The organism is Sphingomonas sp. HF-S4, from assembly GCF_032911445.1.
Taxonomy (GTDB): domain Bacteria; phylum Pseudomonadota; class Alphaproteobacteria; order Sphingomonadales; family Sphingomonadaceae; genus Sphingomonas; species Sphingomonas agrestis.
This window is the reverse complement of record NZ_JAWJEJ010000001.1, coordinates 441016-456010: the sequence shown is the minus strand read 5'-3', so window position 1 is coordinate 456010 and position 14995 is coordinate 441016. Positions and strand designations below refer to the sequence as shown.

Here is a 14995-nt window from a genome sequence, read left to right as displayed (position 1 = left end):
CTCCAGCAGCCCCTCACTCGGGCCGAGCGCATCGGGCTAGCTGCCGCAAGGCCGATCCGACGCTTCGGCTTCGACCAGGCTCACCGGTCCCAGCAGCCCAGAGGGTTGCGGGGCGATCTTGCCTTGGTCCTGGTTCTGGAAACGCTCGCCATAGCGCGCGGTGAGCAACCGGAAATCGGCCGGCGCGCGCCCCGCGAGCCGGTTGAGCATCGTGTTCGATACCTGGATTTCGAGCAGGTTCTCGCCCGGGCGCAGCGCCTTGCCGATCTCGAGACGGTAAGGCGGCGCGAAGACGGTGCCGACCACCTGCCCGTTCAGCCGCACGATCGCCGCATCGCGGATCGGCGCGTCGATCGCCGCAACCGGGCGCGAAGACCGCCCGCCGGCCGCTTCCGCGCGCGGCACGCCCACACCGAAATCGAGCGCGAAGCACCTGCCCGCGGCCGGCGCGGCGTCGAAGCGGAGCCGATAGGTGGCCGTGCCCGAGAAGAAGCGCGTGTCGGGATCGTCCGCCCACGGTCTCCGCGACCCCAGCCCCCGCTCGTCCCTGCCGGGGAATTGCACCCGCCAGGCGCCGGTGAGCGCGCGGACGGACGCCGAAGCCCGCGCGACGCTGCCAGGCGCCGCCGCGCCGAACATCAGGAAGCGCGTCTCGTACGGCGCCAGCTCGATCGCGATATCGCCGGTGCCCGCTGACCAGCGCTTGCCGGTCATCGCGTCCCACCACGCGCCGGTGCCGCGATCGCCGGCGAAGCGCGCACGCGTCTGCACCGGCAAATTGCCGGTGTTCGCGACGAAATAGAGATCGCCCTCGGGTAGTTTGCGGTGGACGAATCCTAGCGTCGGGTCCGGCGCCGCGAGCACGACATCCGGCACCGCGCGCGCCAAAGCGGGCCCAAGGTCGCCCTCGCTGACGATCGTCGCACGCATCCGCTGCGACAGCCGGCGCACCGCCGCACGGGCGGCTTCGTCGCGCAGCCCGCCCGCGCTGTTCGGCAGCCGGTCGATCGCGATCAGTGTGCCGCCCTTGCGCGTCCAGCGCTCGATCGCGGCATAGGCCTCCGGATCGATCCGATCGAGCCGCGGCAGCACCAGCACCCGATGCCGGAAGCCCGGCGCCGCGATCGCCTGCGCATCGACGAAGTCGAAGCCATGCCCGGCATCGAGCACCTGCGTCACCAGGCTGTGCGGCAGGCGATGCGCGATCGCGTCGTTCACCGACGCTGCTTGTGGATGCATCGCGGCGAGCACGTCCTCGGTTGGCAGATAGATCGCGACAGCATTGGCGGGCTCTCCCAGCCGCAGCAGATGCGAGGCGCGCTGGAGATAGCGGGTCAGCGCCGGCATCGCCCCATACCAGGGATTGCGGTCGCTGAGCGCGGCGGCGGCGTAGAAGGCCCATCCCGGCTCGCCCGCACCGGGCGGGCTGTAGGGCCAGCCATGCCCGACCAGCTGGTTGACGCCCTGGAGGAAATGGCGATCGGCCTCGACCTTCATGTCGAGCGGCGTCGCCGCCCAGGACGGCGAGTGCAGCCAGGTCCAGGCCTCCGACGACACCACCGGCTTGCCATAGAGATGCGCGCCCGACGTCGCCCAGCGGGTCGAAGTGAATTCGCGCCAGTTCGCCCCCTCCCCTTCGGGCAGCGCAACCCGCCCATTGCCCGATAGGAAGGTCGGCGGCGTACCATAGGCCTGGACGCGGAAGCGCGTGCCGTGCCGCTTCGTCCACGCGTCGATCGCCGAGAGATAGCGCTCGCCGGTAAGCTCGGCGAGCGTGCGCGCCCAGTCGAAACGGACCGCGGCGCTCTCGGGGGTGTCGAGGAACAGCGCGGGCAGATGCGGCACCAGGTCATAACCGCGCCGCCGGGCGAACTGCGCCGGCAAGTCGCCGGTCCAGCTCGATCCATAGGATTCGAGGCTGTCCGAGAAGAAGGCATAAGGCGGCGCGATCCCCGCAAAGGCCGAGAGCAGCCGCTCGCCCACGGTCTCGAGATGATGCGCCACCGCTGCGCCATCCAGATGATCGAGCACATAGCCCTCGGCGCCGATCGCGGCGCGCTTGACCTGCTGCCCGGTCCGCCCGGCGACGAAAAGCAGCGCCTCGCGCGGCACTTCGCTCGCCCCTACCTGCGCGCGAAGGCCGTCGATCGCGAGTATCTTCGCGCCGATCCTCGCCGAGACCAACGCCTCGGCCGGGCCGAGCGCGGGCACGACGAATTCCGTAGCGCCCGCCGCCACGGGCACGCGGACCATCCGGATGTTCATCGCAGCCTGGGTCACAGGCACATGCGGGCCGCCGAACGGCCAGCCGCTACCGCCGGTGACATCGATGCGCATGCCCTCGGCCTGCGCGGTCCGCGCGGCGTGGCGCAGCGCGGCGAGGAAATCATCCGAAAGCCAGGGCCGGTTGCGCACCCCTGTCGCGGGGTCGTCGGGGCTCAGCGGATAGACCGGCTGGACTTCGAACCCGCCGAACCCGCCGGCCTTCATCGCGCGGATCTCGCGGTCGATCTCGGCCTCGTCGACCGCGGGGCCGAACCACCACCAGCGCATCATCGGCCGCGCTTCGGGCGGCGGGGCGAGGAAGGATTCCCATAGGAATTCGGGGTCAGCGCGGGACTGCCCGTGTGCCGGCAATGCCACGCACAGCAATGCCAGCCCGGCTGCGATCCTGCGTGTCATGCCGCCTCCTCTCCGCCGGGTCGCGCTGCTCGGAGTCGCGCGATTCCCGCTGGCAATACCTAGCATCGAAATATCAAATATTGCTAGTTCATCCCACATGATGTAACAATCACGCTAGCGGCATCCCGCCGCGATCCGCGTAACTGCACATATGCAGGCGCCAGTAGCAGGAGAGGTCGATGCGAAGCCACGGTTCCATGGGTATGATGACGGGTGCAGCCGCGCTCGCCTGGGCACTTGCCTTCTCCACCGGCGCGCACGCACAGACCGAAGCGCCTGCCGACACGGCCGACGCCGCGCCGCAGGAAGAAGCCGAGATCGTCGTTACCGGCATCCGCCAGAGCCTCGCCGACGCGCAGAGCGTCAAGCGCAACTCGGCGCAGGTGGTCGATGCGATCTCCGCCGAGGATATCGGCAAGTTCCCCGACAAGAATATCGGCGAGGCGCTCCAGCGCGTCACCGGCGTGCAGATCACCCGCGCGGCGGGCGAAGGCCAGAGCGTCTCGATCCGCGGCGCCGATCCCTCGCTCAACCGCGTCGAGATCAACGGCCAGACCGCGCTTTCGACCGTGGTCGGCAGCGGCCGCGCCGTCGAGTTCCGCGATCTTCCGGTCGAATTCGTCTCGCGCGTCGAGGTGGTCAAGTCGGCCACGGCGGACATGGTCGAAGGCGGCCTGGGCGGCACCGTCCGCGTGATCACCCGGCGGCCGTTCGACAGCAAGGTGCCCTACATCGCCGGATCGGTGCAGGGCATCTACGGCACCCTCGCCAAGAAATTCGACCCCAAGCTCGCGCTGATCGGCAGCACGCTGTTCAACAACGACACGATGGGCATCCTCGTCTCGGCGACCTACGAGAATCGCAGCCTGTGGTACGATCAGCTGCGCACCACCGGCTGGCGCCAGATCGACCGCGATCCCGCAACCGCGGGCGTGCAAGCGCTCGACCTGAACAATGACGGCATCGGCGATTTCTACCCCGACATCCCGCGCCCGGTTATCAATCGCGAATCGACCAAGCGCGGCGCGGTCAGCGGCGTGTTCGAATGGCGCCCGGACAGCGACTTCCGCGCCTTCCTCGAAGGCACCTACACCAAGTCGCGGATGACGCTGGACAGCCAGTTCCTTCAGCTCAACACCGTCCAGAACGTCGTCGACGGCGGCGTCGATCGCACCCGCACGACGATCGGGCCGGACAACACCGCGACCAGCGTGACCTTCATCGGCTCGCTCGCCGCGCCGGGCGGGCTTGGGGTGAGCTACCGCAACATCCTCGGCACCCAGGACCGCAACACCTTCAACGGCCAGACCGGGTTCGACTGGACGATCGGCCGGCTAACGCTCCAGGCGCGCGGCGGCTATGCCAAGTCGCGCGCGTACAACAACGAGATCAACGCCACCGCCGGCGCGCTCGGCATCTCGTCGCTGACGATCGACTACGACAACGACCAGCAGGCGCCCAACATCACGCTGCCGTTCGACCAGACCACCACTGCCGGGCTCAACCAGCTGATCGTGCTGCGCCGCCCGCGCTACAACGACCAGACCGAATATGACGGCCGGCTCGACGCCGAGTTCAAGCCCGAAGGCGGCTTCTTCACGTCGCTCAAGGCCGGCATCCAGAAGCGCGTCCTGACCGCCGACAGCCGCTTCTACGACAAGTCGATCACCTTGAACGGCTATAACGGCCAGACGATCACCAACAGCTACGCCACCGGCGTCAGCGCGAACCAGACCGTCTCGACGGTGCCCGCGGCGCAGCTCACCCAGCAGATCCGCGATCTGGTCGGCGCCAATGCCGGGCTCGGCGACCACGACTTCTTCGGCAACGGCAATCTCGGTTATGACGGCGGCATCCGGCGCTGGCTCAACCTCGGCATGGACGTCGCCAATGCGGTCGGCATCCCCGATCCGTTCACCAACTCGGTGCCGCTCGACACCTGGGAAGTGAAGGACGACAATCTCGCCGGCTATGGCCAGGCGGCCTTCGCGATCGAGGGCGGCGTGCGGATCACCGGCGTGATCGGCGCGCGTGTCGTCCACACCCGCACCACTTCGGACGGCTTCCAGGTTCGCGCCGGGGTCGTCTCGCCGGTGTCGTTCCAGGGCAAGTACACCGAGTTCCTGCCTTCGCTGAACCTCAAGGCCGAGCTGATCCCGAACAAGCTCCAGCTCCGCGGGACCGCGACCGAAGTGCTCGCGCGCCCCTCCCCCGCGCAGCTGGCGCCGCGCTTCGCGCTCGATGCAGTCGGCCTCACCGGATCGCGCGGCAATCCCGGCCTCGAGCCCTATCGCGCGCGCCAGTACGATCTCGGCCTGGAATTCTATCCGACCCGCACCGGCTATGTCTCGGCGACCTATTTCCGCAAGGAGATCGGATCGTTCATCCAGAATGGCAGCGAGGCCTATGTCGAGCCGACCACCGGCGTGACCTACAATGTCGTCGTGCCGGTCAACGGCAACAGCAAGGTGACGATCAACGGCGCCGAGGTCGGCGGCCAATATGTCCTCGATTTCCTGCCCGGCGCGCTCGGCAATCTCGGCGTGATCGCCAACTACACCTACTCCAAGGACTCCGGCTACGCCGATCGCGACGCCTTCACCGGCGGGGCATTGTCGTTCCCGGGGCTGTCGACGCACAGCTACAATCTGTCGGGCTTCTACGAAGACGACACCTTCAATGCGCGCCTTTCGTACAATTGGCGGTCCAAATACCTGATCACCTCGCGCGGGCGTGGCAACAATCCCGAGTTCGGCGAGGCCTTCGGGCAGCTCGATGCCTCTGCGGGCGTGAACCTCAACAAGAACGTGTCGCTGTTCTTCGAAGGCGTGAACCTGACCAACGCGGTTCGCGCGGAGAATGCCAACAGCATCTATCGCCGCACGATCATCGAGACCTATGGCCGGCGCTTCTACGGCGGCGTGCGCGCGCGGTTCTGATCGCGCCAGCCAGGCGGGTGCGGACGATCGGCTGCACCCGCCGCGGCCCGCACTCCGCATTTATCCCTAAGTGCCCGGAAAGCACTCTTTAGGTAAATGGGATGCGGGTCGAAGGTGAGAGAAGATGAGCGATCGGGACTATTTCCGCATGCGCGCCAGAGCCGAACGCAATGCCGCGATGCGCGCCAAGGGCATGGCGAGCTTCCGCGCCCATATGGATCTGGTTCGCGAGTATGAACATCGCGCCATCGCCCGCGCCGCATAACAACCAGACGCTGCGCACCGTCGGCTGACATCGCCGGATTGGCGCATTCCGCTTTCGCTGCGCGTGCGAATACGGCAGGAGCCGGAAAACCATTCCGGAGTCCGCATGTTTCGAGCGATGTACGATTGGGTGCTGCGCATGGCGCATCATCGCCACGCGCTGCGCAGCCTCGCGCTGGTCTCGTTCGCCGAGAGCAGCTTCTTTCCCGTCCCTCCCGATGTGATGATGGTGCCGATGGTGCTCGCCCGGCGCGAGCAGGCCTATCGCATCGCCGCGGTCTGCACGATCGCATCGGTAGTCGGCGGCGTGTTCGGCTATGCGATCGGCTATTATCTGATGGAGAGCATCGGCCAATGGCTGGTCCAGCTCTACCATATGGAAAGCAAGATCGAGACGCTGCGCCACGGCTATGACCAATATGGCGCCGCGATCATCCTGCTGAAGGGCCTGACCCCGATCCCGTTCAAGCTCGTCACCATCGCGAGCGGCCTGTTCCACTTCAACTTCGCGCTGTTCGTGCTGCTCGCGACGATCACCCGCGCCGCGCGCTTCTTCCTGATCGCCGCGCTGCTCAAGCGGTTCGGCGAGCCGGTGCAGGCGTTCATCGAAAAACGGTTGAACTATTTCGCCTGGGGCTTCCTGATCCTCCTCGTCGGGGGCTTTGCCGCAGTGGCAATGCTTTAGGCGACAACTCGACTATATTGTTGCGCTGCATCGCGACTGGGCTCATGTTTTGCTTCAAGGTCGCTAAAACAACTTCGCAACGCCATATGAAGGGGACGGACATGTTCAAGAAACTGGCGGTCGTCACGGCCGCTTCCGCACTGGTTCTCGCCTCCACTGCGGCCCAGGCAGGCTCGGCGTCAGCGCTCAGCCTGCACAACGCACCCGCCACGCGCGCCAGCACCGGCGCGCAGCAGGAAAGCAAGCTGCTCCCGGGCAGCCCGCTCTTCGCGATCCTGGGCATCATCGGCATCGTCGCGGTGCTCGAAGTGACCGGCGCGATCAACATCTTCGGCGACGACGATCCCGACAGCAACTAAGCTGTCGGCTCGGCAACGAAGCCGTTCAAGGGCGTCGCGGTTTAGGCCGGGGCGCCCTTTTTACGTTCTGGCCATACAGGCGGTGCCGCGCTTGCTTTTGCCCCCTGCCCTCGCTAGATACCCGTCCCAATCCGACAGCGTGATGGGAACACGCCGGTCCTTCCCCCGGAAGGAGCGGCAGCGGACCCATGCCCCGCTGAAGGGCCATTTTTTCTGACGAGGATGCCCGACGTGGCGAAGACCAACCCGCTCGAGTTCATGCGCCAGGTCCAGACCGAGACCAAGAAGGTCGTCTGGCCGTCGCGCAAGGAAACCATCATGACCGGCGTCATGGTGCTGATCATGGCGACCGTGCTTGCGCTGTTCTTCCTCGGCGTCGACACGTTCTTCGACGCGCTGGTCCGCTTCCTCCTCAGCCTCGCCCAATAAGGAACACAAGAGCATGGCGCGCTGGTACATCATCCACGCCTATTCGGGCTTCGAGGGCAAGGTCCGCGACCAGATCCTCGCCGACGCGACTCGCCTCGGGCTCGACCGGCTGGTCGAATCGGTCGAAGTCCCGACCGAGACCGTCACCGAAGTCCGCCGCGGCAAGAAGATCCAGTCCGAGCGGAAGTTCTTCCCGGGCTACGTCCTCGCCAAGCTCGAGATGAACGACGACGTCTATCACCTCGTCAAGAACACGCCCAAGGTCACCGGCTTCCTCGGCAGTTCGGGCAAGCCCCAGCCGATCAGCGAGGCCGAGGCCGCGCGCATCCTCAACACCAAGGAGGAGGCCGCCGCCGCCGCCCCCAAGGCGCGCGTCCATGTCGATTACGACATCGGCGACACGGTCAAGGTCACCAGCGGCAATTTCGCGACCTTCTCCGGGATCGTCGAGGAGCTCGACTTCGACAAGAGCCGGGTCAAGGTGTCGATCTCGATCTTCGGCCGCGCGACCCCGCTGGAACTGGGCTTCGAGGACGTCGAGCGGATCAAGTAAGCCGGCGACGCGGGCACAAGCGCCGCAGTGCCGAAAATTTCGCAGGGCGCCGCGCCCTCAGTCGGGCATCACCGCGGCGATCCTGCTCACCGGCGCGCGTAGCGCCTCGTGGACGGCATGCCCGGCAAACAGCGCCGCACCGACGCACAACAGCGCCAGGGTGACGAACTGGCTCGCCTTGGCGATCGCCCGGCTGCGCTCGAGCGTGCGCGCCCTTCGGGCATCCTCGCCCAGCCTCCGGTCGGCGCGCCGCTCCACGGCCGAGCCGTCGTTGGCAGCGTCCGCGGTGCTCGCGCGGCGCAGCAGGTCGAGGTCGATCCGGTCCTGCGCGCGCAGCCCGAAGAAGCGGTCCCTGCGCCACACCACGCGCCCGACGACGATGTTGGGGCCACGCCGCAATTCGATATAGCTGCCCGGCGCCGGCGCATCGTTCGATGCGACCATCATCCCCCTGGACGAAACATTGTGGATGCACGCATCCGCCCAGCGCGCGCCGCTGCGCATGCGCGCGGGCAGCACCACTCTGGTGCGCGGATCCCGGTTCCTGAACCCCTGTCGAATGGCCTGCAGCATCCGCCTTTCCCCCTGACCGAAACGCGACAACGCCGAGAATCGCAAAACGACACCGATAAAAGGTGGTTATCAGACAGTTACAGCCAATATCTCTAATATTTCCGAACCCTTGCGCAGGGAGCGTCAGGCGATTCAGGGGTCAGGCAGCGCGAACCACCACTCCCCGATTGCACTTGCCCGGCTTTTGCGTTAGGGGCGCCCACTTCCAAAGCACCAGCTACGGAAACCCTGCGGGAGCCGCGGATCGCATCCGGGGCGTCTGAACCGCTAAACTTGATCGGGGCCTTTCAGGCCTCCTGAAAGAGAGTGACATGGCAAAGAAGATTACCGGCTATATCAAGCTGCAGGTGCCCGCGGGCGCCGCAAACCCCTCGCCGCCGATCGGCCCTGCGCTGGGTCAGCGCGGCGTGAACATCATGGAATTCTGCAAGGCGTTCAACGCCCAGACCGGCGACGCGGAAAAGGGCACCCCCCTTCCCACCGTGATCACCGTCTATGCGGACCGTTCGTTCTCGTTCGAGACCAAGACCCCGCCCGCGACCTACCTGATCAAGAAGGCGATCAACCTCAAGTCGGGCTCGAAGGAGCCGGGCAAGTCGGTTGCCGGCAAGATCAAGCGCTCGCAGCTCAGCGAGATCGCCCAGGTCAAGATGAAGGACCTCAACGCCAACGACATCGAGGCAGCGACCAAGATCATCGAAGGCTCCGCCCGCGCGATGGGCCTCGAAGTGGTGGAGGGCTGAGAACATGGCTAAGCTGACCAAGAAGCAGAAGACCTGGACGATCGACGCCGAGAAGCTCCACGGCGTGGACGAGGCGATCGCGCTGGTGAAGGCCAATGCGACTGCGAAGTTCGACGAGTCGGTCGAAGTCGCGCTCAACCTGGGCGTCGATCCGCGCCACGCCGACCAGATGGTCCGCGGCGTCGTCACGCTCCCCAAGGGCACCGGCAAGACCGTGCGCGTCGGCGTGTTCGCCAAGGGCGCCAAGGCTGACGAGGCCCGCGAGGCGGGTGCCGATGTCGTCGGCGCCGAAGACCTGATGGAGACGATCCAGGGCGGCAAGATCGAGTTCGATCGCTGCATCGCCACGCCCGACATGATGGGCCTGGTCGGTCGTCTCGGCAAGGTGCTGGGCCCCAAGGGCCTGATGCCGAACCCGAAGCTCGGCACCGTCACGATGAACGTCGCCGAAGCGGTCAAGGCCGCCAAGGGCGGTCAGGTCGAGTATCGCGTCGAGAAGGCCGGCATCATCCATTCGGGCATCGGCAAGGCGTCGTTCCCGGCGGAAGACCTGCGCGCGAACTTCGACGCGCTGGTCGACGCGGTGGTCAAGGCCAAGCCGACCGGCGCCAAGGGCAAGTACCTGCGGAAAGTGGCGCTGAGCTCGTCGATGGGCCCGGGCGTCAAGGTCGACACGGCGGAAGTCGCCGCGGTCTGATCCGTCATTCAAGACATGCGTGAAGGGGCCGGAAGCAATTCCGGCCCCTTTTGCATTGCGGTCATACCGGATAGCGCCGCGCGGCGAAGCGCTGTATCGCCACGCGCATGAAGGCGCCCAGTGACTCGCACACCCTCTGAAAGCTCGCCCGGGGGCAGTTCGGGCCAGCCGACACCGCGCCCGCAGCGCAAGAACCTGATGCTGTCGGCGTCGATCGGGTGCGGCAGCACACAGGCTGCAGTGCGGATCCGCAACCTCTCCGAAACCGGTGCGATGCTGGATGGCGCAGTACTACCCGACCCCGGCACGCGGATGGTGCTGCGTCGTGCCGAGATCGAAATTGGCGCGACGGTGATCTGGCGTGAGGGCGGGCGCTGCGGGGTGCATTTCGACACCGTCGCCGCATCGGTCGACGAATGGGTCACGGGCAAGCGGCCGGCCACCTTCAACGGCGCGCAGGGCCAGGCGCGGGTCGACGCGATCCAGAGCGCGGTGCGCAGCGGCGCTGCGTTGATCGCCGAGCCGGCGTCGACGACGCCGAAGCCTTCAGACCGCGCGCTCGACCAGCGCCTGTCGGAGGAGATCGTCCACGTCCAGCGGCTGATCGATACGCTCGGCGAGGCGCTGGTCGAGGATCCCGAGATGCTCCAGCGCCATATGCGGGTGCTGCAGAACCTCGATCGCGCGAGCCAGATCCTCGAGCACCTCGGTACGGTGCTGGCTGCGGACGACCGCGCCGCCGCAGCGCAGGGCGTCGCGATGCAGGATCTGCGCGAACGGCTGCTGCGCGACCTGTAACGCCGATCGCGGCAACCGAACCCCTTCTGCTCCGTTAGAACTGCCGGTCATCCGGCCGGGTATGAGGGGAAGACGATGCGCAGTCGCGCCGCGGGAAGCCGCATCACGGACAAGTCGCATCGTGCCGCCACGCTGATCGCGCGGCTGGGCTTCGCCGCGCGCGGGCTCGTCTATCTCCTCGTCGGCTGGTTCGCGCTCGACGCGGCACGGCGCGGCAATGCGCCTGCGGACAACCAGGAAGCGATGGGCTCGCTGCTCCACCAGCCGCTCGGGCAGGTGCTGCTCGGCATCGTCACGCTCGGGTTGCTCGGATACGCGCTGTGGCGGTTCAGCGAGGCGGTGTTCGATCCCGAGCGCCGTGGCACCTCGGCCGGTGCGATCGTCGAGCGTATCGGCTTTGGCTGGAGCGCGTTGGTCCATACGACGCTGGCCGTCTATGCCGGCCGCCTGGCGCTGCGCCTGGCGCGGCCCGAGACCCGTCCGGGCGACGAGCGCGCGCAGGACTGGTCGGGCTGGCTGATGGAGCAGCCCGGCGGGGTCTGGCTGCTCGGCGGGATCGGCCTGCTGCTGATCGGCGGTGCCGGCGCGCAGGCGTGGAAGGCCTGGCGCAACAAGTTCGCGAGCGAACTCAGCGGCGACGTGCCGCTGCCGCGCTATGTCTGCATGGCCGGGCAGATCGGCTATGCTGCCCGCGCGCTGGTATTCGCGCTGGTCGGCTGGGCATTGCTCGCCGCTGCCTGGCACGCGCGTGCGCAGGAAGCAGGCGGCATGAGCCAGGCACTGCGGACGCTGCGCGACGGGCCGTTCGGATCGCTGCTGCTCGCGATCGTGGCGGCGGGGCTGATGTTGTTCGGAGTCTACAGCTTCATCGAGGCGCGATTCCGCCGGGTACGCGTCGGGAAATAGCGCGTCAGGCGCCGTAGAATTGCGGCAGCCAGTTGCGCGTCACGGTGACGCGGTCGCCGAGCTTGGTCGCGCCGAACAGCAAGGCCGCGAACTCGTCGGGCATGCCGATGCAGCCATGGGTGGCGTAGCGATTGTCGACCGTCTCGCCGCTGCCGTGGAGCGCGACGCCGCCCCAGGTCAGCCGCTGCATGTATGGCATCGGGGCGTTGTAGATGTTCGAGATGTGATCCTTCTTCTTCTGGAGGATCGGGAAGGTGCCGATCGGGGTCGGCTTCTCGTCGATGCCGTAGATCAGGATCGTGCGGCCGATCTCGACGCCGCCGCGATAGACGTAGAGCGTGTCGCGCGCGATGTCGGCGACGATCTCGAGCTTGCCGGTCGTCGCGCGCTCGGGCTCCCACAGATACTCGCCTTCCTCGAGCGGCGTATCCGGCGTGAGGATGGCGAGCACGATCGGGCCCTTGGCGGCGGGTGCGGCGAAGGCGGCGGTCGGCAGCGCCAGCAAAGCGATGAGGAGCATGAGCGCGCCGCGGACTACGGTTCGAATCGTCATGCGCGACGATATTGCTGGTGAAACGCCTGCTGGCTAGCATGGTTTTTGGACTGTTCCGCAGGGGCACAACGGGCACGCTCGTTAAGCATGCGGGCCGGCGGGGAGAGCGATATGCTGAATCGGCGGGGATTCCTGGGCGCGGCGTTGGCCACCGGACCCGCCCCGCTGCTCGCCCGCGAGGCGCCGGCGACCGGCTGGACCAGGACGCGCGGCGGCGATGGCGGGCGGGTGCTGCGGGTAACCAGCCTCGCCGCCGAGGGGCCCGGCACGCTGCGCGAAGCACTCATGGCGAGCGGCCCGCGGCGGATCGTGTTCGCGGTCGGCGGCGTGATCGACCTGGCCCGGAATAGCCTGTCGATCCGCGAACCCTTCGTGACGATCGACGGAGCGAGCGCGCCCGCCCCTGGAATCACGCTGATCCGCGGCGGGATCGGCGTCTCGACCCACGACGTGGTGATCCGCCATATCCGGGTGCGCGCCGGCGCGGACGGGGCAGCACAGAAGAGCGGTTGGGAAGTCGACGGCCTCTCGACCAGCGCGGCGCACGACGTGATCGTCGATCATTGCTCGTTCGCCTGGGCAACCGACGAGAACCTCTCCGCCTCGGGCCCGCGCTTCGCCGGCGGCGACCGCGTCGAGGCGTGGCGCCAGCACACGTCGCGGCGGATCAGCTTCACCCAGAACATCGTCGCCGAGGGGTTGTCGCATTCGAGCCACGCAAAGGGCGAGCATTCGAAGGGATCGCTGATCCACGACAATGTCACCCAGGTGCTGATCGCGGGCAATCTCTACGCGCACAATTACGAGCGCAACCAGCTCTTCAAGGGCGGCGCGCACGCGCTCACCGCCAACAATTTGATCTACGACCCCGGCAATCGCTGCATGCACTATGCGCTCAACGAAGAGGAATGGATCGGACACCCCTGGACCGTCGGGCGGCTGGCGGTCGTCGGCAATGTCGTGCGCGGCGGCGCGTCGACCCGCCCCGACCTGCCCTTCCTGATCCTCGAGGGCCAGGGCGACCTGGAATTGTTTGAGCGCGACAATCTTTACACCCTCGCCGACGGCCGCCCGATGGCGCGGCTGGGCGTGATCTCGAACCGCACGCCCAAGGTCACCTCCCTCCCCCGCGCGCCCTTCTGGCCCGAAGGCTTCAAGGGACGGCCGGCGCGCGAGGTCGAGGCCTGGGTGCTCGCCGAAGCCGGTGCCCGCCCCTGGGACCGCGATGCCGTGGACAGGCGCATCGTCGCGCAGGTGCGCAGCGGTACGGGCCGGGTGATCGACGACGAGCGGGAGGTCGGCGGGTATCCGCTTGCAATGTAGGATTTCGCATGATTGCCTGAGCGCGGCCCGGCCCGCTCCTTGAACCGTCAATCACCTCCTCCACGCCGAAGCAACGATCGATCAAGCCCACGCAATTTTCGGAATGAATAAATGCGCAAAGTGCGAAGTTAAGCCGCGCCGGTCCTACGGCGACTCGCGTCGGCGATCCTCCAGGCACCAACCGGTTGACTCCGCCCCGCATTCCGCTATGTGCGCGCCTTCGCAGATGGGGTTCGCCTCGCCTGCGTTCCGTCCGAGACAGCGAGTGACCGGGATTTGCCGGTCTTGATTTCTCGCCAAGACGGGGACAGATTTTTCACCGACGGCCGCCACGCGCGGGCGTTCGGGTCACGCCGGGGATGCCCTGGCGCGATGATCGTGCCCCTCGGACAAGTTGTAACCGGAGCCTCTCGGGGCTCCTTAACGAGGAGACCGGCATGGATCGTTCCCAGAAGGCTGATGCCGTTGCCGAGCTGAATCGCACCTTCAACGAGGTCGGCGTGGTGGTTGTCACCCGCAATCTCGGGATGACCGTCAAGCAATCGACGGACCTCCGCAACAAGATGCGCGCAGCCGGTGCGAGCTATAAGGTCTCGAAGAACAAGCTTGCCAAGATTGCCGCAGAGGGCACCGATTATTCGGTGATCGCGGACCTGCTCACGGGTCCGACGGCGCTCGCCACCTCCACCGATCCCGTGGCTGCGGCCAAGATCGCGGTGGAATTCGCCAAGACGAACGACAAGCTCGAGATCGTCGGCGGAGCCATGGGCGCGCAGCTGCTCGATGCGGAGGGCGTGAAGGCGCTCGCGACGATGCCGTCGCTGGATGAGCTGCGTGCGAAGATCGTGGGGCTCATCGTTGCCCCCGCGACCAAGCTCGCGACCATCACCCAGGCGCCGGCCGCGCAGATCGCGCGCGTCCTTTCGGCACATGCGGAGAAGGAAGCCGCCTAAGCGGCCCCTTTGTTCGAGACCAAATCCTAACCTATCTGATTTGATTGGAGTTTATCATGGCTGACCTTAACGCAATCGTCGACACGCTCTCGGAGCTGACCGTTCTCGAAGCCGCCGAGCTCTCGAAGCTTCTCGAAGAGAAGTGGGGCGTCTCGGCCGCCGCAGCAGTTGCGGCCGCTCCGGCTGCCGGCGGCGGCGCCGCTGCTCCGGCTGCTGAAGAGCAGACCGAGTTCGACGTGATCCTCACCGGCGACGGTGGCAAGAAGATCAACGTCATCAAGGAAGTCCGCGCGATCACCGGCCTGGGCCTGACCGAAGCGAAGACCCTCGTTGAATCGGCTCCCAAGGCCGTCAAGGAAGGCGTCAACAAGGACGAAGCCGAGAAGATCAAGAAGCAGCTCGAAGAAGCCGGCGCGACCGTCGAGGTCAAGTAAGCTTCTTCTGCTTCACGGCAGAGAACGAAAGGGCGGTCCTTCGGGGCCGCCCTTTTTCGTTCAGGCATCGTGGTGCCACTTGCCGGGCGCGGAGCAACCGCAGA

The 14995-nt window shown here is 66.8% G+C and carries 16 protein-coding genes; 13 read left to right on the top strand and 3 right to left on the bottom strand.

What is annotated here, in order from left to right; all coding sequences use genetic code 11:
* Nucleotides 1–36: 36 nt before the first annotated feature.
* Nucleotides 37–2682 (bottom strand): glycosyl hydrolase, encoded by a 2646-nt coding sequence (locus RZN05_RS02075; protein ID WP_317224966.1) that lies wholly within the window; start codon nucleotides 2680–2682, stop codon nucleotides 37–39.
* A gap of 203 nt (nucleotides 2683–2885) precedes the next feature.
* Between RZN05_RS02075 and RZN05_RS02070 the strand changes: the two genes are divergently transcribed.
* The 6 genes from RZN05_RS02070 (at nucleotide 2886) to nusG (ending at nucleotide 7911) form a co-directional block, all read left to right on the top strand.
* Nucleotides 2886–5621: a TonB-dependent receptor gene (locus RZN05_RS02070; RefSeq protein WP_317224965.1), complete on the top strand. Its 2736-nt coding sequence runs from the start codon at nucleotides 2886–2888 to the stop codon at nucleotides 5619–5621.
* A 124-nt stretch (nucleotides 5622–5745) separates the two neighbouring features.
* Nucleotides 5746–5886 (top strand): hypothetical protein, encoded by a 141-nt coding sequence (locus tag RZN05_RS02065; protein ID WP_317224964.1) that lies wholly within the window; start codon nucleotides 5746–5748, stop codon nucleotides 5884–5886.
* Between the two features lie 105 nt (nucleotides 5887–5991).
* Nucleotides 5992–6570, top strand: coding sequence for a YqaA family protein (locus tag RZN05_RS02060; RefSeq protein WP_317224963.1), 579 nt, complete (start codon nucleotides 5992–5994; stop codon nucleotides 6568–6570).
* Nucleotides 6571–6671: 101 nt separating this feature from the next.
* Entirely contained in the window at nucleotides 6672–6929 is a 258-nt protein-coding gene (locus RZN05_RS02055; RefSeq protein ID WP_317224962.1) for a hypothetical protein, read from the top strand.
* Between the two features lie 231 nt (nucleotides 6930–7160).
* A complete protein-coding gene (secE, locus tag RZN05_RS02050) occupies nucleotides 7161–7358 on the top strand; it encodes a preprotein translocase subunit SecE (protein WP_317227541.1) in 198 nt (65 codons plus the stop codon).
* 13 nt (nucleotides 7359–7371) lie between these two features.
* Nucleotides 7372–7911 (top strand): transcription termination/antitermination protein NusG, encoded by a 540-nt coding sequence (gene nusG / locus RZN05_RS02045; protein WP_317224961.1) that lies wholly within the window; start codon nucleotides 7372–7374, stop codon nucleotides 7909–7911.
* Nucleotides 7912–7968: 57 nt separating this feature from the next.
* On the opposite strand, the gene RZN05_RS02040 is transcribed toward nusG, so the two are convergent.
* Nucleotides 7969–8484 (bottom strand): PilZ domain-containing protein, encoded by a 516-nt coding sequence (locus tag RZN05_RS02040; RefSeq protein WP_317224960.1) that lies wholly within the window; start codon nucleotides 8482–8484, stop codon nucleotides 7969–7971.
* A gap of 311 nt (nucleotides 8485–8795) precedes the next feature.
* On the opposite strand from RZN05_RS02040, the gene rplK reads away from it, so the two are divergent.
* The 4 genes from rplK to RZN05_RS02020 all read left to right on the top strand — a co-directional run bounded on the left by rplK (nucleotide 8796) and on the right by RZN05_RS02020 (nucleotide 11628).
* Nucleotides 8796–9227, top strand: a complete 432-nt coding sequence (gene rplK / locus RZN05_RS02035; RefSeq protein WP_135987345.1) for a 50S ribosomal protein L11 — start codon at nucleotides 8796–8798, stop codon at nucleotides 9225–9227.
* Between the two features lie 4 nt (nucleotides 9228–9231).
* Nucleotides 9232–9924 carry a 50S ribosomal protein L1 gene (gene rplA, locus RZN05_RS02030; RefSeq protein WP_317224959.1) on the top strand — a complete coding sequence of 231 codons (693 nt, stop codon included), beginning with the start codon at nucleotides 9232–9234 and terminating at the stop codon, nucleotides 9922–9924.
* 120 nt (nucleotides 9925–10044) lie between these two features.
* On the top strand, nucleotides 10045–10722 hold the full coding sequence (locus tag RZN05_RS02025) for a PilZ domain-containing protein (protein WP_317224958.1): 678 nt from the start codon (nucleotides 10045–10047) through the stop codon (nucleotides 10720–10722).
* A 75-nt stretch (nucleotides 10723–10797) separates the two neighbouring features.
* On the top strand, nucleotides 10798–11628 hold the full coding sequence (locus tag RZN05_RS02020; protein ID WP_317224957.1) for a DUF1206 domain-containing protein: 831 nt from the start codon (nucleotides 10798–10800) through the stop codon (nucleotides 11626–11628).
* A 4-nt stretch (nucleotides 11629–11632) separates the two neighbouring features.
* On the opposite strand, the gene RZN05_RS02015 is transcribed toward RZN05_RS02020, so the two are convergent.
* The gene (locus RZN05_RS02015) at nucleotides 11633–12181 is read right to left on the bottom strand and encodes a L,D-transpeptidase family protein (protein ID WP_317224956.1); all 549 of its coding nucleotides are present in this window, start codon (nucleotides 12179–12181) and stop codon (nucleotides 11633–11635) included.
* A gap of 111 nt (nucleotides 12182–12292) precedes the next feature.
* Here RZN05_RS02015 and RZN05_RS02010 point away from each other — a divergent pair, with 111 nt between their 5' ends.
* From RZN05_RS02010 to rplL, 3 genes are all read left to right on the top strand, one after another.
* Nucleotides 12293–13504 (top strand): pectate lyase family protein, encoded by a 1212-nt coding sequence (locus tag RZN05_RS02010; RefSeq protein ID WP_317224955.1) that lies wholly within the window; start codon nucleotides 12293–12295, stop codon nucleotides 13502–13504.
* Between the two features lie 437 nt (nucleotides 13505–13941).
* A complete protein-coding gene (gene rplJ, locus RZN05_RS02005) occupies nucleotides 13942–14457 on the top strand; it encodes a 50S ribosomal protein L10 (RefSeq protein ID WP_317224954.1) in 516 nt (171 codons plus the stop codon).
* Between the two features lie 56 nt (nucleotides 14458–14513).
* Entirely contained in the window at nucleotides 14514–14891 is a 378-nt protein-coding gene (rplL, locus tag RZN05_RS02000) for a 50S ribosomal protein L7/L12 (protein ID WP_317224953.1), read from the top strand.
* Nucleotides 14892–14995: the final 104 nt, after the last annotated feature.